Annotated in this window: 20 protein-coding genes; 11 read left to right on the top strand and 9 right to left on the bottom strand. The window is 64.0% G+C overall.

The features are described from left to right. Window positions 1-131: 131 nt before the first annotated feature. Both AC4HIX_RS06760 and pheT read left to right on the top strand, forming a co-directional pair. Window positions 132-947 carry a CE1 family esterase gene (locus tag AC4HIX_RS06760; RefSeq protein WP_490398402.1) on the top strand — a complete coding sequence of 272 codons (816 nt, stop codon included), beginning with the start codon at window positions 132-134 and terminating at the stop codon, window positions 945-947. A gap of 88 nt (window positions 948-1,035) precedes the next feature. Then, window positions 1,036-3,432: a phenylalanine--tRNA ligase subunit beta gene (pheT, locus tag AC4HIX_RS06765; protein WP_490398403.1), complete on the top strand. Its 2,397-nt coding sequence runs from the start codon at window positions 1,036-1,038 to the stop codon at window positions 3,430-3,432. 91 nt (window positions 3,433-3,523) lie between these two features. Here pheT and AC4HIX_RS06770 read toward each other — a convergent pair whose 3' ends face one another. Next, window positions 3,524-4,402, bottom strand: coding sequence for a LysR family transcriptional regulator (locus tag AC4HIX_RS06770; protein ID WP_490398404.1), 879 nt, complete (start codon window positions 4,400-4,402; stop codon window positions 3,524-3,526). 87 nt (window positions 4,403-4,489) lie between these two features. On the opposite strand from AC4HIX_RS06770, the gene AC4HIX_RS06775 reads away from it, so the two are divergent. The 5 genes from AC4HIX_RS06775 to AC4HIX_RS06795 all read left to right on the top strand — a co-directional run bounded on the left by AC4HIX_RS06775 (window position 4,490) and on the right by AC4HIX_RS06795 (window position 7,564). Continuing rightward, window positions 4,490-5,125 carry a class I SAM-dependent methyltransferase gene (locus AC4HIX_RS06775; RefSeq protein WP_490398405.1) on the top strand — a complete coding sequence of 212 codons (636 nt, stop codon included), beginning with the start codon at window positions 4,490-4,492 and terminating at the stop codon, window positions 5,123-5,125. A 48-nt stretch (window positions 5,126-5,173) separates the two neighbouring features. After that, window positions 5,174-5,836, top strand: coding sequence for a phosphoribosyltransferase (locus AC4HIX_RS06780; RefSeq protein WP_475049861.1), 663 nt, complete (start codon window positions 5,174-5,176; stop codon window positions 5,834-5,836). After that, on the top strand, window positions 5,827-6,276 hold the full coding sequence (locus tag AC4HIX_RS06785) for a YtoQ family protein (protein WP_490398406.1): 450 nt from the start codon (window positions 5,827-5,829) through the stop codon (window positions 6,274-6,276). The genes AC4HIX_RS06780 and AC4HIX_RS06785 overlap by 10 nt, the downstream gene beginning before the upstream one ends. Then, on the top strand, window positions 6,273-6,803 hold the full coding sequence (locus tag AC4HIX_RS06790; RefSeq protein ID WP_490398407.1) for a GNAT family N-acetyltransferase: 531 nt from the start codon (window positions 6,273-6,275) through the stop codon (window positions 6,801-6,803). Before AC4HIX_RS06785 ends, AC4HIX_RS06790 begins: the two co-directional genes overlap by 4 nt. A gap of 224 nt (window positions 6,804-7,027) precedes the next feature. Then, entirely contained in the window at window positions 7,028-7,564 is a 537-nt protein-coding gene (locus AC4HIX_RS06795; protein WP_490398408.1) for a hypothetical protein, read from the top strand. 96 nt (window positions 7,565-7,660) lie between these two features. Here the strand turns inward: AC4HIX_RS06795 and AC4HIX_RS06800 are convergent, their stop codons facing one another. The 3 genes from AC4HIX_RS06800 to ald all read right to left on the bottom strand — a co-directional run bounded on the left by AC4HIX_RS06800 (window position 7,661) and on the right by ald (window position 10,944). Continuing rightward, complete coding sequence (locus AC4HIX_RS06800; RefSeq protein ID WP_490398409.1) at window positions 7,661-8,467, bottom strand: mechanosensitive ion channel family protein; 807 nt, start codon at window positions 8,465-8,467, stop codon at window positions 7,661-7,663. A gap of 213 nt (window positions 8,468-8,680) precedes the next feature. Beyond that, on the bottom strand, window positions 8,681-9,586 hold the full coding sequence (locus AC4HIX_RS06805) for a calcium-binding protein (protein WP_490398410.1): 906 nt from the start codon (window positions 9,584-9,586) through the stop codon (window positions 8,681-8,683). A gap of 239 nt (window positions 9,587-9,825) precedes the next feature. Beyond that, window positions 9,826-10,944, bottom strand: coding sequence for an alanine dehydrogenase (gene ald, locus AC4HIX_RS06810; RefSeq protein WP_475049872.1), 1,119 nt, complete (start codon window positions 10,942-10,944; stop codon window positions 9,826-9,828). 139 nt (window positions 10,945-11,083) lie between these two features. Here ald and AC4HIX_RS06815 point away from each other — a divergent pair, with 139 nt between their 5' ends. Then, a complete protein-coding gene (locus tag AC4HIX_RS06815; protein WP_475049874.1) occupies window positions 11,084-11,542 on the top strand; it encodes an Lrp/AsnC family transcriptional regulator in 459 nt (152 codons plus the stop codon). A gap of 65 nt (window positions 11,543-11,607) precedes the next feature. Here the strand turns inward: AC4HIX_RS06815 and AC4HIX_RS06820 are convergent, their stop codons facing one another. Continuing rightward, on the bottom strand, window positions 11,608-12,447 hold the full coding sequence (locus AC4HIX_RS06820; protein ID WP_490398411.1) for a CPBP family intramembrane glutamic endopeptidase: 840 nt from the start codon (window positions 12,445-12,447) through the stop codon (window positions 11,608-11,610). A 269-nt stretch (window positions 12,448-12,716) separates the two neighbouring features. Between AC4HIX_RS06820 and ppk2 the strand changes: the two genes are divergently transcribed. Further along, window positions 12,717-13,634, top strand: coding sequence for a polyphosphate kinase 2 (ppk2, locus tag AC4HIX_RS06825; RefSeq protein WP_421053206.1), 918 nt, complete (start codon window positions 12,717-12,719; stop codon window positions 13,632-13,634). An 85-nt stretch (window positions 13,635-13,719) separates the two neighbouring features. Here the strand turns inward: ppk2 and AC4HIX_RS06830 are convergent, their stop codons facing one another. Together AC4HIX_RS06830 and rpsU are read right to left on the bottom strand one after the other, a co-directional pair. After that, entirely contained in the window at window positions 13,720-14,787 is a 1,068-nt protein-coding gene (locus AC4HIX_RS06830) for a CAP domain-containing protein (RefSeq protein ID WP_475049879.1), read from the bottom strand. A 708-nt stretch (window positions 14,788-15,495) separates the two neighbouring features. Then, window positions 15,496-15,702, bottom strand: a complete 207-nt coding sequence (gene rpsU / locus AC4HIX_RS06835) for a 30S ribosomal protein S21 (protein WP_005614280.1) — start codon at window positions 15,700-15,702, stop codon at window positions 15,496-15,498. A 116-nt stretch (window positions 15,703-15,818) separates the two neighbouring features. Here rpsU and AC4HIX_RS06840 point away from each other — a divergent pair, with 116 nt between their 5' ends. After that, window positions 15,819-16,520, top strand: coding sequence for a COQ9 family protein (locus AC4HIX_RS06840; RefSeq protein WP_490398412.1), 702 nt, complete (start codon window positions 15,819-15,821; stop codon window positions 16,518-16,520). Between the two features lie 119 nt (window positions 16,521-16,639). On the opposite strand, the gene AC4HIX_RS06845 is transcribed toward AC4HIX_RS06840, so the two are convergent. Next, window positions 16,640-17,467, bottom strand: coding sequence for an SDR family NAD(P)-dependent oxidoreductase (locus AC4HIX_RS06845; RefSeq protein ID WP_490398413.1), 828 nt, complete (start codon window positions 17,465-17,467; stop codon window positions 16,640-16,642). A 263-nt stretch (window positions 17,468-17,730) separates the two neighbouring features. Here AC4HIX_RS06845 and AC4HIX_RS06850 point away from each other — a divergent pair, with 263 nt between their 5' ends. Then, the gene (locus AC4HIX_RS06850) at window positions 17,731-18,714 is read left to right on the top strand and encodes an NAD(P)H-quinone oxidoreductase (protein WP_475049885.1); all 984 of its coding nucleotides are present in this window, start codon (window positions 17,731-17,733) and stop codon (window positions 18,712-18,714) included. Window positions 18,715-18,777: 63 nt separating this feature from the next. Here AC4HIX_RS06850 and AC4HIX_RS06855 read toward each other — a convergent pair whose 3' ends face one another. Continuing rightward, entirely contained in the window at window positions 18,778-19,635 is an 858-nt protein-coding gene (locus AC4HIX_RS06855) for a DUF2189 domain-containing protein (RefSeq protein WP_490398414.1), read from the bottom strand. Between the last annotated feature and the right edge of the window lie 167 nt (window positions 19,636-19,802).

The following is a 19,802-nucleotide window of genomic DNA, read 5'->3' on the forward strand; positions in this document are numbered from 1 at the left end:
TTTTGTCTTCCGCCCCGACGGCGGCCCTGGGGCGGGCGCTGCCTTGCAAGTTCAGTCATTGGCGCGGCTCGGCACCCGGTCCCACAATTTTGTGACGTGACAGCCGCCGCCCAGCGGCTAGGCTCGGACAGATGTTCCGAGCTGTTCTTTCCCTTTCCGCCGCCTTCCTTTGGGTCTCTGCTGCTGCCGCCATGGGGCCATCGAAGCCTGCTGGTTGCCATGGCGAGACTCCCTGCGAACTGGGCGACCGCTCCTATCATGTGATGGAGCCGGAGGGCTGGGACGGGGTTACGCCCCTGCCGGTGCTACTGCATTTCCATGGCTGGTCCCGCACCGGGCGCCATGCGCAGAGAAGTGACCGGGTCGGGGCCTCGGCCAAGCGCCGCGGCGTCTTGCTGGTGACGCCGAACGGACGCCGCAAGACCTGGGATTTCTGGTCGCCGGAAACGGAGGACGTGGATTTTGCCGATGCGGTTCTGAAAGACGTCGCTGAGAACTATCCCGTTGATCCTAAACGTATATACGTTTCCGGCTACTCCTATGGCTCGGCCATGGCATGGCGCTTTGTCTGCCACAGCGGTAATGATGTGGCGGCGCTGCTGGCGGTGGCGGGCACCATTCAGCAGAGCGAGAACTGCCCCGAGGCCCCGCGCGAGGTGCGCCACGTGCATGGGTTGAAGGACACGGTGATGGACTTCCCCTATGGCCCTGGCGGCGAACGGACCTATCCGGTGGCGCTGTGGCGGTCGCGGCTTGGCTGCGGCGCGGCGCGCGCATTGGGGCAGTGGCAGGTGGTGGAATTCCTGAAGCTTGAGCGCACGGTCTGGCCGGGCTGCGCCGGCGGACGGGTGGTCCTGGACACCCATCCCGGCGGCCATTTCATCCCGCACGGCTGGATCGGGCGGCAATTGGATGAGCTTTTGAACCTCACTCCCAGCTATCCTTGAGGGCAGGGCGCCCCGACCCTTGAACCTTGGCGCAATCTTTGCCATTGCCTGTGGCCAACACGCATGTCTGCCAAGGGGTCCCCGACCGATGAAATTCACGCTTTCCTGGCTGAAAGACCACCTCGACACCGATGCTTCGGTGGAAGAGATTACTGATGCTCTGACCGACCTGGGCCTTGAGGTCGAAGGGGTCGTCAATCCGGCGGACGCGCTGAAGGACTTCACCCTTGGCTATGTGAAACACGCCGAAAAGCACCCGGATGCCGACAAGCTGCGGGTCTGCAAGGTGGACACCGATGAAGGCGAGATGCAGATCATCTGCGGCGCGCCGAACGCGCGCGAGGGCATCACCGTGGTGGTGTGCAAACCGGGCATGTATATCCCGGGCCTCGACATCACCATCGGCGTTGGCAAGATCCGCGGTGTCGAAAGCTTTGGCATGATGGCCTCCGAGCGCGAGCTGGAGCTGTCGGAAGAGCATGACGGCATCATTGAGCTGCCCTCGGGCAATGTCGGTGACAAGTTCGTGGACTGGCTGGCGGAAAACGATCCGGCCAAGGTCGACCCGGTCATCGAGATCGCGATCACCCCGAACCGCCCCGATGCGCTGGGCGTTTATGGCATCGCCCGCGATCTGGCGGCGCGCGGCCTGGGCACCCTGAAGACCCGTGCGTTTGAGGCGATCCCGGGCGACTTCGCAAGCCCGATCAAGGTCACCATCGACGAGGACACCCTCGACGGCTGCCCGCTGTTTGCCGGCCGCCTGATCAAAGGTGTGAAAAACGGCCCCAGCCCGCAATGGCTGCAGGACCGGCTGACGGCGATCGGCCTGCGCCCGATCTCGGCGCTGGTGGATGTGACCAACTTCTTCACCTTCGACCAGAACCGCCCGCTGCATGTGTTCGATGCGGCCAAGGTTTCCGGTAACCTGCGGGTGCACCGGGCCCAGGGCGGCGAGACGCTGGTGGCGCTGGATGAGAAGGAATACACCCTGGGCGCGGGCCACATGGTGATCTCCGACGAAAAGGGTGTGGAGAGCATCGGCGGCATCATGGGCGGCGAGGAAACCGGCTGTACCGAGGAAACCGTGGATGTGTTCCTGGAGAGCGCCTTCTGGGATCACGTGCAGATCGCCATGGCGGGCCGGGCGCTCAAGATCAACTCGGACGCGCGCTACCGCTTTGAGCGCGGCGTGGATCCGGAATACACCATCGAGGGGCTGCACCGGGCAACCCAGATGATCCTGGATATCTGCGGCGGCGAGCCGTCGGAGGTGGTGATTGCGGGCGACGTGCCGGATCACTCGCGCGCCTACAAACTGGACAGCGGCCGGGTGCAGTCGCTTGTGGGGATGGAGATCCCGGAAAGCGATCAGCGCCAAACCCTGACCCGCCTTGGCTTCCGCCTGGAGGGCAACATGGCGCATGTGCCCAGCTGGCGCCCTGATGTGCAGGGTGAGGCCGACCTGGTCGAGGAGGTTGCCCGCATCGCCTCGCTGACCAAGCTGCAGGGCAAGCCGCTGCCGCGCCTGACCGACGGCATCCCGAAGCCGGTGATGACGCCGCAGCAGCGCCGCCAGCAGATGGCGCGCCGCACCTGCGCCAGCCTCGGCTATAATGAAGTCGTCAGCTACAGCTTCATCGACAAAGCCTCTGCCGCGCTGTTCGGCGGCGGTGATGATGCCACCATGCTGGCCAACCCGATCTCGTCGGAGATGTCGCACATGCGTCCGGACCTTCTGGCGGGCCTGCTGCAGGCCGCGGCCCGCAACCAGGCACGCGGTTTCATGGATCTGGCGCTGTTCGAGGCAGGCCCTGCCTTCACCGGCGGCGAGCCGGGCGAGCAGGTGACCCAGATCGCGGGGCTGCTGGTGGGCCGCACCGGGCCCAAGGACGTGCATGGCGCCTCGCGCGCGGTGGACCTCTATGACGCCAAGGCGGATGCCGAGGCAGTGCTGGCTGCCATCGGCGCGCCTGCCAAGGTGCAGATCCTGCGCGGCGGCGCCAGCTGGTGGCACCCGGGCCGCCATGGCCGCATTTGCCTGGGTCCGAAAAAGACCCTCGGCGTCTTTGGCGAGCTGCACCCGAAGGTTCTGAAGCAGATGGGCATCAAGGGCGCTGCCGTGGCCTTCACCATCTTCCCGGATGAGGTGCCGCTGCCGCGCAAGTCCAGTGCCACCCGCCCGGCGCTGGCAATCAGCGATCTGCAGGCGGTGGAGCGGGACTTTGCCTTTGTCGTTGATGCGGATGTCGAGGCGCTGACCCTGGTCAATGCCGCCGCCGGTGCCGACAAGGCGCTGATCGAGGATGTGCGCGTCTTTGACGAGTTCATCGGCGGTTCCCTGGGCGAGGGCAAGAAGTCGCTGGCGATCACCGTGCGGCTGCAGCCCAGCGATAAGACGCTGAAGGAAAAGGACATCGAGGCGGTGAGCGAGAAGATCATCGCCAAAGTCACCAAGGCAACCGGCGGCACCCTGCGGGGGTAACGCGTGGACCAAGACTTTTCCGAAAAGTCTTGGCAAAAGTTTTCAGAAGAACTTTTAGGCGGCGCACCTGACGGGCGCTGCCTTTTCCGTGTCACCTGGCGGCGAAGAACTCTGCCAGAAGGTCAAACACCAGCCGGATGCGGCGGCTGGTGTGCAGCTCGCGGTGGGTGGTCAGCCAGACCGGGAAGGTGATCGGCTCCATCCCTGGCAGCAGCCGCTCCACCCCCGGTGTGACGGAAGCCACATCGTCCATCATCGGGCATACGCCGAAGCCCTGTTTGACCAGCTCCCAGGATGCCAGGCCGCTGGTGGATCTGATGCGGAAGTTGTCCGCTGTCAGGTGAATGCCCAGCGGCGCCATGAACGCGATGGACCGGTCAACGTCCGCAAAGCCCACGAAGTCATGATCCGCCAGATCCGCAGGCGAGACGGGCCGCCCGCGGCGCTCCAGATAGCTGGGGGCGGCGTAGAAATGGGCGGTGGCCTCCTGCACCAGGCGGGAGATCAGCTCGGGCTGCTCGGGGCGGACGTGGCGGATGGCGATATCGGCCTCGCGCCGCATCAGGTCGCGGATGTCATTGGCGGCCACCACGTCGATGGTCAGCCGCGGCGCCCGCTGCCGAAGTTGGTGCAATACCGGCGGCAGCACATGCGCCGACATCACATCAGATGCGGTGATCCGCACTGTGCCCTCGATGGACTGCGCCTGGCCGGTGGCGGCCAGGCGCAGTCCATTTGCGGCCTCGCCCATCTTGCGGCTGTGGATCAGCAGTTCGTGCCCCGCGTCAGTCAGCGCCAAGGCGCGGCCGAGGCGTTCAAACAGCAACACGCCCAGCTCCGCCTCCAGTGCCGCGACCTGGCGTGACAGTGTCGGCTGGGTCAGGCCCAGACGGCGGGCGGCGGCTGATAGCGAGCCGGTTTCCGCGGTGGCCAGAAAGGCGCGGATATGGTTCCAGTCGGGGTTTTCCATGCGAATACGTATAACAGCCCTGCGGATTTCGGCAATTTATCTGTGGTTCCTGCATGGATAGGCTTTATGCAAGCAAGGAGACCCGCCATGACAGCCGATGCCCGCTTCTGGGACAGGATTGCCCCGAAATACGCCGAGTCCCCGATCCGGGACATGGACGCCTACCGCTACACGCTGGAGCGCACCCGGTCTTACCTGCGAGACAGCGACAGGGTGCTGGAGCTGGGCTGCGGCACCGGGACCACCGCCATCGCATTGGCGTGCAATGCGGCCCAGATCACCGCCACCGACCTGTCGGAGGGGATGCTGAAGGTCGGGCAGGAGCGGGCCTGGAACGCGGCAGCTTCCAATGTCGACTTCCAGTGCTGCGGCGTGCTGGACGCGCCGGAGGGGCCGTTTGATGCGGTGATGGCCTTCAACCTGCTGCATCTGCTGCCGGATCTGGAGGCGGCGCTGGACGCGATCGCGGCCAGGCTGCCCGAGGGCGGGCTGTTCATCTCCAAGACGCCCTGCCTGGGCGAGGCGCGGGGATCCTGGAAATACTGGATGTACACTGTGGCCATCCCGTTGATGCGGCTGGCGGGCAAGGCGCCCAGCTATGTGGATTTCATGGATATCCGCACACTGGAGGCTGCGGTGCAGCGCGCAGGCTTTGACATCGTCGAAACCGGCAATTACCCGGCGGATACCCCCGGGCGCTATCTGGTGGCGCGGCGCAGCTGAGGCTTTGCCTTTCGCCCCGGCGCGCTAGGTTACCGGGTGGAGGCCCCTATGTTCGAGGACCGGATTTCTGCCGGGCTTCAGCTGGCCGGGAAACTGGCTGAACTGCCGATGACGGACCCCGTGGTGCTGGCGCTGCCGCGGGGCGGGGTTCCTGTCGCGCTGCCCATTGCGCAGAAACTGAACGCCCCGCTGGACCTGATTCTGATCCGCAAGATCGGCATGCCCTCCAACCCGGAGCTGGCCGCGGGTGCGCTGGCGGAGGGCAGCAACCCCATATTCAACGGTGCCCTGCTTCAGGCCACCGGCATGAAGCCGGAGGACTTTGCGTCCCAGGTTGCCCAGGCACGGGAAGAAAACGCCGCCCGCCGCGCCAGCTATTTGCAAGGGCGCGATCCGGTGGACGTGGAGGGGCGGACCGTCATCGTTGTCGATGATGGCATCGCCACCGGCGCGACCTTCATGGCGGCGCATTTCTGGCTCAAGGAGCGTAAGCCTGCTGAGGTGATTCTGGCGGTGCCGGTGGCGCCCCCGGAAGCGGTGGACGAACTGCGCCCGCTGGTTGATACTGTGATCTGCCTGCTGAGCCCCAGGGAATTCTGGGCGGTCGGCGCGCATTACAGGGATTTTACGCAAACCAGCGATGACGAGGTCACGGCCGCCCTGGCCGCGGCCCCGCAGGCTGGCGCAGGAAAGGACAAGACGTGGCATTGAACGTTTATCTCTCGGGCGAGATTCACACCGATTGGCGGGCACAGATCATTGACGGCGCGCAGGGGCTGGAGGTGAGTTTCAACGCGCCGGTCACCGACCACGACGCCAGCGACGATTGCGGCGTGGCCATCCTCGGGTCTGAGGAGAACAAGTACTGGCATGACCACAAGGGCGCGATGGTGAATGCGATCCGCAACCGCAAGGGGATCTCGGACGCCGATGTGGTCGTTGTTCGCTTTGGCGACAAGTATAAGCAGTGGAATGCGGCGTTCGACGCAGGCTATGCCGCAGCACTTGGCAAATCGGTGATCGTGCTGAGCCCGCCGGAGCATCAGCACGCGCTGAAAGAGGTGCACGCGGCGGCACTGGCAGTGGCAGAGGAGCCGCGCCAGGTGGTCGAGATCCTGCGCTATGTGCTGACCGGCAAGCTGCCTGGATGATTCCTCCGGTTCTGGAGACGGGCCGGCTGGTCCTGCGCCCGCATCGGGTGCAGGATTTTGCCGACGTCGCGGCGCTGTGGGCAGAGCCGGAAGTGGTGCAGTTCATCTCCGGCAAGCCCTCGACGCCTTCGGAAAGCTGGACGCGGCTGTTGCGCTACATCGGTCACTGGCAGGCGCTGGGCTATGGCTATTGGGCGGTGACCCTGCGCGGCGGTGGCAAATTCATCGGCGAAGCGGGCTTTGCCGACTACCGGCGGGAGATGCAGCCGCCGCTGGATGGTGTTCCGGAAGCGGGCTGGGTGCTGGCGCCCGAGGTGCATGGCAAGGGCCTGGCGACTGAGGCGGTGCACCGCATTCACCAATGGGCGGCGGAGTCGACGGACTGGGCGGAAACTGCCTGTATCTTTGATCCCTCTCATGCGGTGTCGCAGAAGGTGGCGCGCAAGCTGGGGTATGAGCCCGCAGGCGAAGCGCTGTACAAGGGTAATCCAACGCTGGTCATGAAACGGCCAGTATCCCGGAAGTGAGCTGGGACTCCCGCCCCTGAAGGCGCTTCCAGGGGGAGCGCATCGCAGCGTTGGGCGCGCGCGGCGGTGGCATAGCCCGCCCCTCTGCGCCGAGATTTCGTGCCTGTCTTGCATTTTTGTGATCGTTCAACGCTTCGTTAAGCGCGGCGGCCTAGGCTGGGGTGAAGACACGAAACAGCTGACAAGGCAGCTGTCCGCTTTTGCGGGCAGTGCCGGGAATTGCCATGAAGAACCGTCGCAGACCTCATTCCCAAATCACCCCGCAGATCGAGGACGCGGGCCTGTTCAAGCGCGAAGTGCGCGATGTGCCGGTGGAACTGGTGCCGGTGTTCAGCCGCAATAACCGGCGCGATCTGGTGGTGAAGGGGATCGTCAGGCCGGATACCGAGATAGAGGTGATCTTTGCCGGGCGCCGGATGCGTGAAGCGGCACCGCTGGTGGAGCGGATGAAGAGGCTGCGCGCACAGGGGGTGCGATCGGCGGAGACCGGGCACGAGGCAATGCTGCAGATCCGGCGGCTGCGGCTGCCGGTACAGGTGCGCGGCGCCTGGCGCCTGCGGTTTGAACCCGATGCCTCCGGCTGGGAGGTGAAAAGCTACCAGCTGCTGGCCGCGCAATGGGCCTTTACCGATCTTGACGGCAGCTCCGTCGTCTGCGGCTGGCCGCCCGAGGAGCCGCAGGACAGGGTGCTGGAGCGGGCCCGTGCGGTGCGCGCCCGCCAGGCTGCGGCCTGTGCCGCCCAGGCTGCGCGGGCACGCTGAGCCAGCCGCGGCCGCAACGCAAAACGCCCCGCCGCAGGCGGGGCGCCGGGCCCAACGGGATGAGGCCCGCAGGGGCCGAAGACGGGCGGGAGTGCCTCAGCCTTCCCTTTTGACTTCCACCGTATGCGGGTAGGGGATTGAGATGCCCTTGGCGTCAAATGCTTCCTTCACCCCTTGCATCAGGGCGAACTTCAGCTCCCAGTAATCCTCGGCGTTGCACCAGACCCGCGCGGTCAGGTCGACAGAGCTGTCGCCAAGGTTGGTGACCCGCACCCAGGGAGCAGGGTCCTGCAGCACCCGCGCATCGGCATTTGCCTGCTCCAGGATGATCGCCTTGGCCTCTTCGGCGCTGTCGGCGTAGTCGATGCCGAACACCAGGTCGGCGCGGCGGGTGGGGTGATGCGAGAAGTTGGTGATAATCGCGCCCCAGGCCTGGCCGTTGGGCACGATGATCTGCACGTTGTCCGGTGTGGCCAGCTCGGTCACGAACAGGTTCAGGTCCTTCACCGTGCCAGAGGTGCCGCCGATGTCGACATACTGGCCGATCTTGTAGGGGCGGAACAGGATCAGCATAAAGCCCGCGGCCAGGTCGCTGAGCGTGCCCTGCAGCGCCAGTCCGATTGCCAGGGTGGCGGCGCCCAGCATGGCGACCAGGCTGGTGGCCTCGATTCCGAAGATGTTGAGGATGGCGACCAGCACCACCAGGAGCAGCACCCAGCGCACTGCGCTGGCGGCAAAATTGCCAAGCGTAGGGTCGATCCGCGGCGTGCTGTTGATCCGCCGCCGCACTACACTGCTGATCCAGCCGGTGGCGATCCAGCCGAGGATCAGCACCGCCAGCGCTTTTGCGCCATTCACCATCAGAGGCCAATAGGCGCCTGCCTGTTCCATCATCTGTTCCATGTCCGCTGTCCCTTAGCGCTGTCATTGCTTGCCCCGGACTGTCGTGGAAGAGCGCAGCCGTGGCAATAGGGCGCAGCGGGGAAAGTTCCGGCGTCAAAGCCTCAACCTGTGCGGGCGGACTGGGGCCGCCGCAGGCACCGGGCCGGCATGTGCCGTGAAACGGAAAGGGCTGTAAGCGGGAGCCGCGGGCTGTGCCGCAGCTCCCTTTCGTAATCAGAACAGGAACAAATCGGCGGTAACGTCCTCTGCATCGAAACCGCTGAGGGTGATGGAGACGTTGGCGAAACTGACTTCGGCGCCGCCTTCCGTCTGCGAGACCGTGAGATCGGAGAAGCCGGAGGCGCCGCGTTTGATCTGGATCAGGTCCTCGCTGGCGTCGAAATTCAGGATTGTGTCGACGCCGTCTCCGCGTTTGAACACAAAGAGGTCAGCGCCATCGCCGCCATCCAAGGTGTCTTTGCCCCGGTTGCCGCGCAGGACATCTTTGCCGTCGCCGCCGTGCAGGCTGTCGTTGCCCTTTCCGCCCAGCAGCTTGTCCGCACCGGACCCGCCCTCAATGGTATCCTTGCCGTTTCGGCCCTTAAGAACATCTTTGCCGCTGCCGCCGGAAATGAAATCGGCACCAGCTCCGGCGGAAACGGTATCCGCCCCGCGCCCTGCCTCGATAATCTCGCTACCGGCCAGTTTGTAGTATTGGCCGGGCCGGATGATATCGTCTTCGGTTGAGCCGTTGATGGTCCAGTCTTCGCCCTGCACGAAAGATACAAACCGGTCGAGATCGAACCGGCCCGTGGCGGTGGTGGCGGTGCGGCTGGTCAGGTCGAAAAGGCCGCCCGCGCTGACATCGAAGCCGTCCAGAACCAGTTTTTTGATGGTGTGGAACGACGGGGTCAGGGAGATTTCAGCATAGTTGAATTCGGTGATGTTGCCGGTGATGAAGTAGCTGCCGGAGCCGGGAACCCGCAAATCTTCGCCGTATAGGCTCACGGAATAGGGGTAATTGTAGATCAGCAGGAAGGTGCCAGTGTCGTATTTGTTGCTCAGCTGTGCGCCGTTGAAGGTAGCAACAAGCCCGGCCATCTGGGTTTCCAGAGACCCGGTCACAGTCATTGTCGGCATGAATTCAACCCTTGATAAGTTTTACAGTCGTTAAAAGTGCTGGCAAAAAGGGGCTATACCAAGGGTTGCGGCGTTTTCAAGGATCAACCGTGCCGATTGCCCATGGCTTTCCGTAAGGTCAAGAATTTGGAGGTCCTCGGACGGCTGAGTGCCTGCATCCGGAACAGAAAAAGCCCCGCCGGTCCGGCGGGGCTATTCCCTTTATTCGCTTTACCTGATGGCTTGGGCCTTATTGGGCCTTACTGCTTCAACGCCAGTTTCGGCGACAGAACGTCGATGCCCAGGGCCTCGCCGACCGCGTAGTAGGTCAGCTGGCCTGCGTGCACGTTCAGGCCGTTCAGCAGGTGCGGGTCGTCCTCGCACGCCTGGCGCCAGCCCTTGTTGGCCAGGTTCAGCATGAAGGGCATGGTGGCGTTGCCCAAGGCCTGGGTCGAGGTGCGCGCCACGGCGCCCGGCATGTTGGCCACGCAGTAGTGCATGATGCCGTCGACCTCATAGATCGGGTCGGCGTGGGTGGTCGCCTTGGAGGTCTCGAAGCAGCCGCCCTGGTCGATGGCAACGTCCACCAGCACCGCGCCCGGCTTCATTTCGGACAGCTGCGCGCGGGACACCAGTTTCGGGGCTGCGGCACCCGGGACCAGAACCGCGCCGATCACCATGTCGGCCTCGCGCACCAGCTCAGCCGTTGCGCCGGCGGTGGAGTACTGGTTCTTGAAAGTGCGGCCGAAGACGTCGTCCAGGTACTTCAGGCGGGTCAGCGAGCGGTCGAGGATGGTGACATCCGCGCCCATGCCGGCCGCGATCTTGGCTGCGTGGGTGCCGACGACGCCGCCGCCGATCACGACAACCTTGGCCGGGGCCACGCCGGGCACGCCGCCCATCAGCACGCCGCGGCCGCCGTTGGCCTTCTGCAGTGTCCAGCTGCCGACCTGCGGGGCCAGGCGGCCAGCCACTTCCGACATCGGCGCCAGCAGCGGCAGGCCGCCGCGGTCGTCGGTGACGGTCTCGTAAGCGATTGCGGTGCAACCGGATTCCAGCAGGTCCTTGGTCTGCTCCGGATCGGGCGCCAGGTGCAGGTAGGTGAACAGCAGCTGGCCTTCGCGCAGCATCTTGCGCTCAACTGCCTGGGGTTCCTTCACTTTGACGATCATGTCGGCGGTGGCAAAGATTTCCTCGGCAGTGTCGAGGATCACGGCTCCGGCGGAGACATAGTCCTCGTCGGTGAAGCCGGCGCCCATGCCGGCGCCTTGCTGAATGACAACCTCATGGCCGCGGATGACGGCCTCGCGGGCGGCGTCGGGGGTCATGCCGACGCGGAATTCCTGCGGTTTGATCTCGGTGGGGCAGCCGATTTTCATGTGAGTATCTCCTCAAAACTCTCTGCGGTCATTTTGCCGCAGGCATCGAAAAAGGTGCTGCTTTTTTGGGCAAAATAAAAACATGCCTTTCGAAGAATCTTCGTCTATATAGGCGAAGATCAGCAAGGATCTTCGCAAAATGTCTTTGGACGAAACAGATCGTCGCATTCTCTCGGTGCTGCAAAAACAGGGGCGCATCTCCAACGCGGACCTGTCGGAGCGGGTGAACCTGTCGGCCTCGGCTTGCCACCGCCGCGTGCAGCGGCTGGAGGCGGAGGGCTATATCCGTGATTATGTCGCGCTGTTGGATGCGCGCAAGATGAACGTGCCGACCACGGTTTTTGTGGAGATCACCCTGTCCGGCCAGGCGGATGAGGTGCTGGACGCGTTCGAGAAAGCGGTGTCGCGGATTCCGGATGTGCTGGAGTGCCATCTGATGGCGGGGACGGCGGATTACATCCTCAAGGTGGTGGCGGAGAACACCGAGGACTTCGCCCGCATTCACCGCCAGCATCTGGCGCGGCTGCCGGGCGTGGCGCAGATGCAGTCAAGCTTTGCGCTGCGCACCGTGTTCAAGACGACGGCGCTGCCGGTTTGAGCCATAGGAGGGGGTGACATGCGTGCACCCCCTGTACACCTCCTGTGCACCGGCGCGGCGGAAATTCACGCCGGGGCGGGGTAAGTGAACAGCAGAAGGTGGGTGAGGTTGAAGGCGAAGTGCATCAGCACCGGGACCCGGAAGGTGCCGCTTCCCCAATAGCCCAGCCCGCAGGCCAAACCCAGGAGCGTGGCGAAACCGGCGATTGCCGGGCCTGCTCCCAAGTGGACAAGACCGAACAGCAGGCTCGCCGCGGCGATGCCGGCTGCGGGCCCGAAGCGGCGGCTGAGGCCCTGCTGCAGGTAGCCGCGGAAGAAGGCTTCCTCTGCCAGGCAGGTGAGCAGCAGGTTCGACGCCATCCACAGGAGCGCCCATTCCGGAAAGCCGGGTTCCAGCCGCAACGCGCCGGTCAACAGGGCCAGCGGCAGCAGCGCGGCGAGGAGAAACAGGCCGGACAGCAAGGCCGGGCGCCCCGCCGGATCATTGCGCCGGAGCAGGACGGGCCACGCCAGCAGCAGGGTGAAGAATACCACCGGCTTGTCGAGATTCAGATGCAACGAGTAGGGCGCGCTGGCGGGGCCGGACTGCACATTGTCTAGAATCAGGAGGTTCTGCACGCCCGGAAGCAGATGCGCGCCCAGGGCCAGCGACCAGAGGATCAGCACCGCATGGCCGATCAAGCGGACCGGGCCGCGGGTGCGGGGGATGAATGAGGCAAACAGCAGGCCGGTTGCCATTGCCACCAGAGCGAGCGGCGTCAGGTGGCCGGCAGCAACGGCGGCCGCAGCAAAGACAGCGAGCAGGGCAAAGGCCCGCCCGCGCTGCCCGCTCCAGCCCGCGGCCAGCGCCGCCATCAGGATCAGCCAAGGCCAGGTCTGGGGCAGGGTTGTCACAAGAAAGCTCATGGCTTGCACTTAATCCGGTCAGCTGCCGGCTTTCCAGCCGGCTCGGCGGGCAGTCCTGGGCTTTTGCGCTTGAACCCGGGCGGGTTTTCCGGTTGCCTTAAAGGAACCTGCCGGCCCGCGGTTTTCTGTCCGGAGGCGCTCCGTCAGGCGGTTTCCCGTTAGGCGCAGCCATGATTTCGGCGGCTGACCCTGCGGGGTGACATCAAACATTCACATGCCGCCGGTACAAGGCGGCTTTTTCAGCACCTGACAAGGAAGGAACCCTGCCCGTGACCCGCGAATATGAGACCGCATCCCTGGACTGGCTGGAAGCGGAGCTGCAGGACACGCTGGACGAGGATATCGAGATCGAGTTCTCCGAGCCGATGCTGAGTCAGGAGATCCGCAAGATCTACCGCGAGCAGCACCCGGAGATGCTCGACCGGCAGGTCTATTTCCGTAACCTGCTGCGGCTTCAGGCGGAGCTTATCAAGGTGCAGGACTGGGTGCAGCATAGCGGCGCCAAGGTCTGCATCCTGTTCGAAGGCCGCGATGCGGCGGGCAAGGGCGGGGTGATCAAGCGGATCACTCAGCGGCTGGACCCGCGGGTGGCGCGGGTGGTGGCGCTGCCGGCGCCGAACCGGCGCGAGCAGAGCCAGTGGTTCTTCCAGCGCTATGTGCCGCATCTGCCGGCGGGCGGCGAGATCGTGCTGTTTGACCGCTCCTGGTACAACCGCGCCGGGGTCGAGCGGGTGATGGGCTTTGCCAGCGACGACCAGGTCGAGCAGTTCTTTCAGGACGTTCCGGAATTCGAGCGGATGCTGGTGCGGTCGGGTATCATCCTGCTGAAATACTGGTTCTCGATCACCGACGAAGAACAGCAGCTGCGGTTCATGATGCGTATCCATGACCCGATGAAGCAGTGGAAACTGTCGCCGATGGACCTGGAGAGCCGGATCCGCTGGGAGCAGTACACCAAGGCCAAGGAGGCGATGTTCAAGCGCACCAACATTCCTGAGGCGCCCTGGTACATTGTCGAGGGCAACGACAAGAAGCGCGAGCGGCTGAACTGCATCGAGCACCTGCTGACCAAGATCCCCTATGAGGAGGTGCAGCATGAGAAGGTCGAGCTGCCGGACCGCAAGTACAATCCGGACTATGAGCGCCAGGTGCTGCCGGATGAGCTGTATGTGCCGAAGATCTATTGAGGTTTGAGACCCCAAGGGGGAGGGGCCTGAACATGCTTAAGGGCGCGCGGCCGCGCGCCCTTATCAGATTTGCCCGGTGGGGATATCAGAACAGGAAGTCGCCCGCGCCGAGGTCCTGAGCGGTGATGCCGCTGAGCAGCATGCTGTCGCCGTCGTTGTCAGTGATCAGCAGGCCGTTGGAGGTCTGGCGGGTGTGGTTGTTCATCAGATCGCTGAAACCGCCGATGCCGTCCGCTGCGCCCAGGTCGATACGCTCGCCGCTGGCATTCGGGTTGAAATCGGTGACGGTATCGTTGCCGTTGCTGAACACAAAGATGTCAGCGCCGCTTTTGCCGGTCAGCCGGTCATTGCCGTTGCCGCCATCCAGGGTGTCGCTGCCGCTGCCGCCGTACAGCTTGTCTTTGCCGCTTCCGCCGTTGAGGTCATCGGCACCGCGGCTTCCGCGCAGGACATCGTTGCCCGAACCGCCGTTCAGGCCGTCGCTGCCGCCTTTGCCCAGCAGCTTGTCGCGGCCGTCATTGCCGCTGAGGCTGTCGCCGCCGCTGCTGCCGGTCAGGGTGTCGTTGCCTGCCAGCCCGTCCAGGCTGCCTGCGCTGCTGAGGGTCAGGCTGTCATCGCCGGCGGTGGCGCCATTGCCGGTGCTGCCGCCTTCGTTGCCGCCCGAACCGCCGTCCGATCCGCCGCCCGAACCGCCGTTGTCGAGCTGCAGGCCGGCGCTGGTCCTGGCGAAGTTCTGGGTGACCATGACAGCGTCCCAGCCGTTGAAGTTGCCCTGCTCAACGCCGATGCCGATCACTTCGACATTTGCGTTCAGGATATTCGCGCGGTGGCCGGGGCTGTCCATCAGCGAGTTGTGCAAGTCGACGACGTCGTCAGAGAGGCCGGCGGCGCCGCGCTCGCTCTGCCAGGCGATGTTTTCGGCCCAGGTCCAGCTGCCGGAGAACTGAAAGCCTGCGTCTTCCATCCGGTCGCCCGCGCTGGAGCCGCCTGCGCCGGTGTGGGAGAACACATTCTGCTGCAGCATCCACTCGCTGTGGTCTTCTGCCGAATCGTTGAGACGCAGCTCCAGCTGCACTGGATTAAGCCCGCGTGAAGTGCGCTCGGCGTTGATCAGGTCGAGCATCTGGCGCTCGAGTTCGCTTGCCTGTGACATCGTTTACTGCTCCGTGAGTGTGCCGGCTGTGCGGCGGTGCGCTATCCCGTTAACGGAAATTCCCGGCGCTGAAAGGGCAGCACTGTGGCGGTGCGGGATTGCGGCAAAGCTCTGCCCGAAGCGCGGGGCGCGATACGCGGATTCCTGCGCGCAGCGCGGGTACGGGCAGGCCGGCTCCTCCGCCGGCGCTATCCCGCCGCCTGGCGCAGGCATGGACGGCGCGGGATTCGCTCTGATCCGCGGGGCAGGCGGCCGGGGATGGATTTTCATGCTGCGGAAACGGGCGGGCCGGGCGCCGGCGGGGGGAAGCTGGCGGCGCCCGGCATCAATTGAAAACCCGGAGAGGCGTGCCTTGTTTGCAGGGACCAAGACAGGCGCCGGTATTAAAGGGGGGGGGACGCAGCCAGCCCCGGGTTTCAGTGTTCCCGGGTGTTCCAGGCCCGGACGGCGGGGACAAGGTAAGGGAAACGCATCAGCTTTGCCCTGCCGTACCACCTTTATAGCAGGCAGAAATCAAAAAATACACCCTAAAGATGTAATCCTAAAGATTTCACGATTTTTGCGTGTGCTGCAAAAAGCTCGGCGATGTTTGCGGTTCGTCAAAAAATGACGAACCCCCGGGCGGGGCCGCGGGGGTTGTCTGAACTTATATTCCGGCAGGTCCGGGGACCGCCGTAGTGCTGTCCAAAGCTGGAGAGCAAGGTTTGCTTACAGCAGACCTTCGCGCTGGGCTTTCTTGCGTGCCAGTTTACGGGCACGGCGGATCGCTTCAGCTTTCTCGCGCGCTTTTTTCTCGGACGGCTTCTCGAAATGTTGCTTGAGCTTCATTTCGCGGAAGACGCCTTCACGCTGCAGCTTTTTCTTCAGGGCACGAAGCGCCTGATCGACGTTGTTGTCGCGAACACTAACCTGCATGTGGTTTTCACCACCTTTCTAAGTTGAGTTGCAAGGATTTGCAGGAAGTGGCCGTATAGCAAAGCGCCGCTAATTTGTCTAGTAGGGTGTCAGGACACTGCCAGCTGGAGGGTGAGATGACCGAAGACCAGGATCACGCGCAGGACGATATCAGGGAAAAACTGCTGGATGCGGCGCTGTTGCATGTGCCGTTTGACGGCTGGTCGGAGGTGACGTTCCGCGCCGCTTGCCACGACGCCGAGGTGCCGGAGGTGCTGGCCCATGCGGTGTGCCCGCGCGGCGGGGTCGACCTGGCGCTGGCCTATCATGCGCGCGGCGATTCGCTGATGCTGGAGCGGCTGGCGGCCGAGGATCTGTCGGGGATGCGCTTCCGCGACAAGGTGGCGGCGGCGGTGCGGTTCCGGCTGGAAGCGGTCGACGACAAGGAGGCGGTGCGCCGCGGCACAACGCTGCTGACGCTGCCGCAGTATGCGGGCGACGGGGTCAAGGCGATCTGGGGCACCTGCGACCTGATCTGGGAGGCGCTGGGCGACGGCTCCGACGATCTGAACTGGTACACCAAGCGCGCCTCGCTGGCGGGCGTCTATTCCGCCACCGTGCTGTACTGGCTGGGCGACGACAGCCTGAACTATCAGGCGACCTGGGACTTTCTGGACCGGCGCATTGATAACGTGATGGATTTCGAGAAGCTGAAAGCGGGGCTGCAGAAGAACCCGTTCCTGAAGCCGTTCCTGGTGGGTCCTAACTGGCTGGCCGAGCAGATCAAGCCGCCGAAGGGCCGCGATGATCTGCCAGGGTCGGTTAATCCGCGGCGGTAGGGCGCAGGAGGGCGGACGCCTGTCCGCGGCAGGCGCGATCCATACCACCAGCCAAAGCGCACAATCGCGCATCTTGCAGCGGACGGGGCAGAGAGCCTACATCTGCCTTTGCTTGCTGACTATATTCCGACCGGGACGCCACCCGTAACCGGCAAGTTGATACCAGTGACATAGTTTGCCTGCGGTCCCGCGAGATAGGCCACCGCATTCGCCACATCCTTTGGCAAACCCGCATCCCGCAGTGCAACATTGGCGTAGCGCTGTGTCTTTATTTCGTCGAGGGAAGTACCGCTCTCAGCGGCGAGCCGAACGTTGGCAGCCGTATGCATATCCGTTGCAATGTAGCCCGGACAAACTGTGTTGCAGAGAATGCCATCAACACCAAACTCTGCGGCCAACGTCTTGGTAAGTCCGACGAGCCCATGCTTCATTGCAGTGTAGGCACCGAATCCCGGTTCCGCGCCAAGGCTTCCTGTAGAGCCTATGTTGATGATCCGTCCACCACCAGTCTTTCGCATTTCGGGGATCACCGCCTGGGCCATCATCATCGGACCCAACATGTTGACGCGAAAGCTATTTTCCCACTGATTAGGTGTTGTCGAAAGGAAATTGTCTGAGCCGGCAAGCGATCCCGCGTTGTTGACCAGAATATCTATTCGGGCGAACGCCGAATTGGTCTGGATGATGCACGCCTTCACATCCTCCTCGCGCGTCACGTCCAGTCTCACGGCAATCGCCCGGCTTTGGCCTTGGTTGATCTCCGCAACAAGGCCGGCAAGCAAGTTCGCTCTGGAGCGGGGCTCTCCCTGCACTTCTACCGTGCCGTCAACATCTGCGGCAACGATGTCAGCCCCGTCCATCGCCAGCCTTAATGCTATCGCTCGACCGATCCCCTGAGGAGCCGACGCGCCCGTGACTATGGCCGTTTTCCCTGAAAGAGTTCCCAATTGACCATCCCGTTATTGGCTCATTGTGACTCAACAGCGCTACATGGATATTCAGAGATATCAAGTATTTCGCGAACGGCAGCAAAGTCCCGCATTGTTTCCCCAAAACGGGCCAGATTTCTGTGTCAACTTTTTGATGCCGCTCTGGCAGTTGATTTCCGCCGGCGCGCACTCCGCAAACCGCCCCAGCTGCGGCGCCTTTGCTGTTTGCGCTTGACCGGGCGGGTGCTAGGCAGGGGCAAGGATCAGGAGGACATTTTCCGATGACAGAGATGATGCGCGCGGTGGAGATCAGCAAACCCGGCGGGCCGGAGGTGCTGCAGCTGACGCAGCGCCCGGTGCCGCAGCCGGGCCATGGCGAGGTGGTGATCAAGGTGGCCTATGCCGGTGTGAACCGCCCGGATGCGCTGCAGCGTGCGGGGGCCTATGATCCGCCCAAGGGCGCCAGCGACCTGCCGGGGCTGGAAGCCTCGGGCGAGGTGGTGGCCGTAGGTGCGGGCGTCAGCGGCATCGCGGCAGGCGATCAGGTCTGCGCGCTGCTGCCCGGCGGCGGTTATGCGGAATATGTGGCGACGCCTGCGGCGCATTGTTTGCCGGTGCCGGAAAGGATGGACCTGAAACAGGCGGCATGTTTGCCGGAGACCTTCTTTACCGTCTGGTCCAATGTCTTCACCCGCGGCGGGCTGAAGGCGGGTGAGCGGTTCCTGGTGCATGGCGGCTCTTCCGGGATCGGCACCACCGCGATCCAGCTGGCCCGGGAATTCGGGGCGCGTGTGTTTGCCACCGCAGGCTCGGACGAGAAGTGCCAGGCCTGTCTGGATTTGGGCGCCGAGCGGGCGATCAACTACCGCGACGAGGATTTCGTCAAGGTGATGCGGGAGGAAGGCGGCGCCGATCTGGTGCTGGATATGGTTGGCGGCGACTACATCCCGCGCAACGTCAAGGCGATGGCCGAGGACGGGCGGCTGGTGCAGATCGCCTTTCTGCAGGGGCCGAAGGTGGAGCTGAACTTTGCCCTGATGATGGTGAAGCGGCTGACGCTGACCGGCTCCACCCTGCGTCCGCAAAGCGATCTGGCCAAGGCGCAGATTGCTCAGGACCTGCGCGAGGCGGTCTGGCCCTTGATTGCGGCGGGCAAGGTGGCGCCGGTGATGGACAGCGAATTTGCGCTGGAGGACGCGGCCGCGGCGCACGCCCGGATGGAAAGCTCCGGCCATATCGGCAAGATCGTTTTGAAGGTCGGGTGACGCCTCAGGAGGTCCACGCAAAAAGGCCGGCGGATCCGCCGGCCTTTTTTGATTGCATGGGTGCTACTGCACGGCGCGCCGGTACAGGTGCCAGGTGGCATGGCCCAGCACCGGCACCACGATGATCAGCCCGGCCAGGAACGGGATTGCGCCGATCACCAGCGCCGCGCCGACAAGCGCGCCCCAGGTCATGCAGACCACCGGGTTTCTGCGCAGCACCTTAATCGAGGTGGCCACTGCCACCGGCAGGCCTACGTGGCGGTCCAGCAGCAGCGGGAAGGACACCAGGCTCATCGCCAGTGCGGCAAAGGCAAAGACCGCGCCCACCGCGCCGCCGGCAATTGCCATGATCCAGCCGGCGCGGGTGGTGAGCACGTCGCTGGCGAAGCTTGCGATCGAGGCCGGCGGCTCCGGGCCCAGGGTGCGGCTGTAGATCATGTCAGCCGCCACCAGCCAGATAATGAACAGCACCGCCAGGTACAGCCCCAGCACCAGGATGGCGCCAAAGGCGGGCGAGCGGATGACACCGAAGGCATCGACCCAGCGCGGCTCAAAACCTTCTTCGCGGCGCTTGGACATTTCATAAAGGCCGATTGCTGCGACCGGCCCGAGAATCGCGAAGCCCATGATCATAGGCACGATCAGCGGCAGCAAATTCATCGACAGGCTCATCACGATCAGCGCGATGCCGATGAGCGGATAGAACAGCACCAGGAACATCGCGTCGCTGCGGCAGGCGGCAAAGTCCTCAAGACCCGCGGCCAAAGAATGGATTATGTCATCCATGCTCAGGTCGCGCGCCTTGGGCATCTCTCTGACACCGTCGCTGCCCATTTCGCCGACGGTTTCGCTGATATGGTGCCCTGTGGTTTCTGCACCCTGCAGAAGCCAGCTGAGCGGATTACCGATTGTTTTTGCCATGCGCTTCCTCCTCCTCGCTGACCAAAACGGAAGTGCCGTTCAGGCAGGGCCGGGCGCGGCACATAATCTAATACTAGCACAATTCTCGGCAAAGTGTGCTTCACAGGCCATTTATTGCCGCGCGAGGAGAGGGGCGCCTGGCGGCGCCGGCCTCCGGCGGGAGTATT

It is taken from the genome of Leisingera sp. (genome assembly GCF_982940295.1).

Excerpts from the sequence above, each read along its gene's own strand:
- AC4HIX_RS06760 (WP_490398402.1), top strand. The coding sequence starts at position 132 with ATGTTCCGAGCTGTTCTTTCCCTTTCCGCCGCCTTCCTTTGGGTCTCT.
- pheT (WP_490398403.1), top strand. The coding sequence starts at position 1,036 with ATGAAATTCACGCTTTCCTGGCTGAAAGACCACCTCGACACCGATGCT.
- AC4HIX_RS06770 (WP_490398404.1), bottom strand. The coding sequence starts at position 4,402 with ATGGAAAACCCCGACTGGAACCATATCCGCGCCTTTCTGGCCACCGCG.
- AC4HIX_RS06775 (WP_490398405.1), top strand. The coding sequence starts at position 4,490 with ATGACAGCCGATGCCCGCTTCTGGGACAGGATTGCCCCGAAATACGCC.
- AC4HIX_RS06780 (WP_475049861.1), top strand. The coding sequence starts at position 5,174 with ATGTTCGAGGACCGGATTTCTGCCGGGCTTCAGCTGGCCGGGAAACTG.
- AC4HIX_RS06790 (WP_490398407.1), top strand. The coding sequence starts at position 6,273 with ATGATTCCTCCGGTTCTGGAGACGGGCCGGCTGGTCCTGCGCCCGCAT.
- AC4HIX_RS06795 (WP_490398408.1), top strand. The coding sequence starts at position 7,028 with ATGAAGAACCGTCGCAGACCTCATTCCCAAATCACCCCGCAGATCGAG.
- AC4HIX_RS06800 (WP_490398409.1), bottom strand. The coding sequence starts at position 8,467 with ATGGAACAGATGATGGAACAGGCAGGCGCCTATTGGCCTCTGATGGTG.
- AC4HIX_RS06805 (WP_490398410.1), bottom strand. The coding sequence starts at position 9,586 with ATGCCGACAATGACTGTGACCGGGTCTCTGGAAACCCAGATGGCCGGG.
- ald (WP_475049872.1), bottom strand. The coding sequence starts at position 10,944 with ATGAAAATCGGCTGCCCCACCGAGATCAAACCGCAGGAATTCCGCGTC.
- AC4HIX_RS06815 (WP_475049874.1), top strand. The coding sequence starts at position 11,084 with ATGTCTTTGGACGAAACAGATCGTCGCATTCTCTCGGTGCTGCAAAAA.
- AC4HIX_RS06820 (WP_490398411.1), bottom strand. The coding sequence starts at position 12,447 with ATGAGCTTTCTTGTGACAACCCTGCCCCAGACCTGGCCTTGGCTGATC.
- AC4HIX_RS06830 (WP_475049879.1), bottom strand. The coding sequence starts at position 14,787 with ATGTCACAGGCAAGCGAACTCGAGCGCCAGATGCTCGACCTGATCAAC.
- rpsU (WP_005614280.1), bottom strand. The coding sequence starts at position 15,702 with ATGCAGGTTAGTGTTCGCGACAACAACGTCGATCAGGCGCTTCGTGCC.
- AC4HIX_RS06840 (WP_490398412.1), top strand. The coding sequence starts at position 15,819 with ATGACCGAAGACCAGGATCACGCGCAGGACGATATCAGGGAAAAACTG.
- AC4HIX_RS06850 (WP_475049885.1), top strand. The coding sequence starts at position 17,731 with ATGACAGAGATGATGCGCGCGGTGGAGATCAGCAAACCCGGCGGGCCG.
- AC4HIX_RS06855 (WP_490398414.1), bottom strand. The coding sequence starts at position 19,635 with ATGGCAAAAACAATCGGTAATCCGCTCAGCTGGCTTCTGCAGGGTGCA.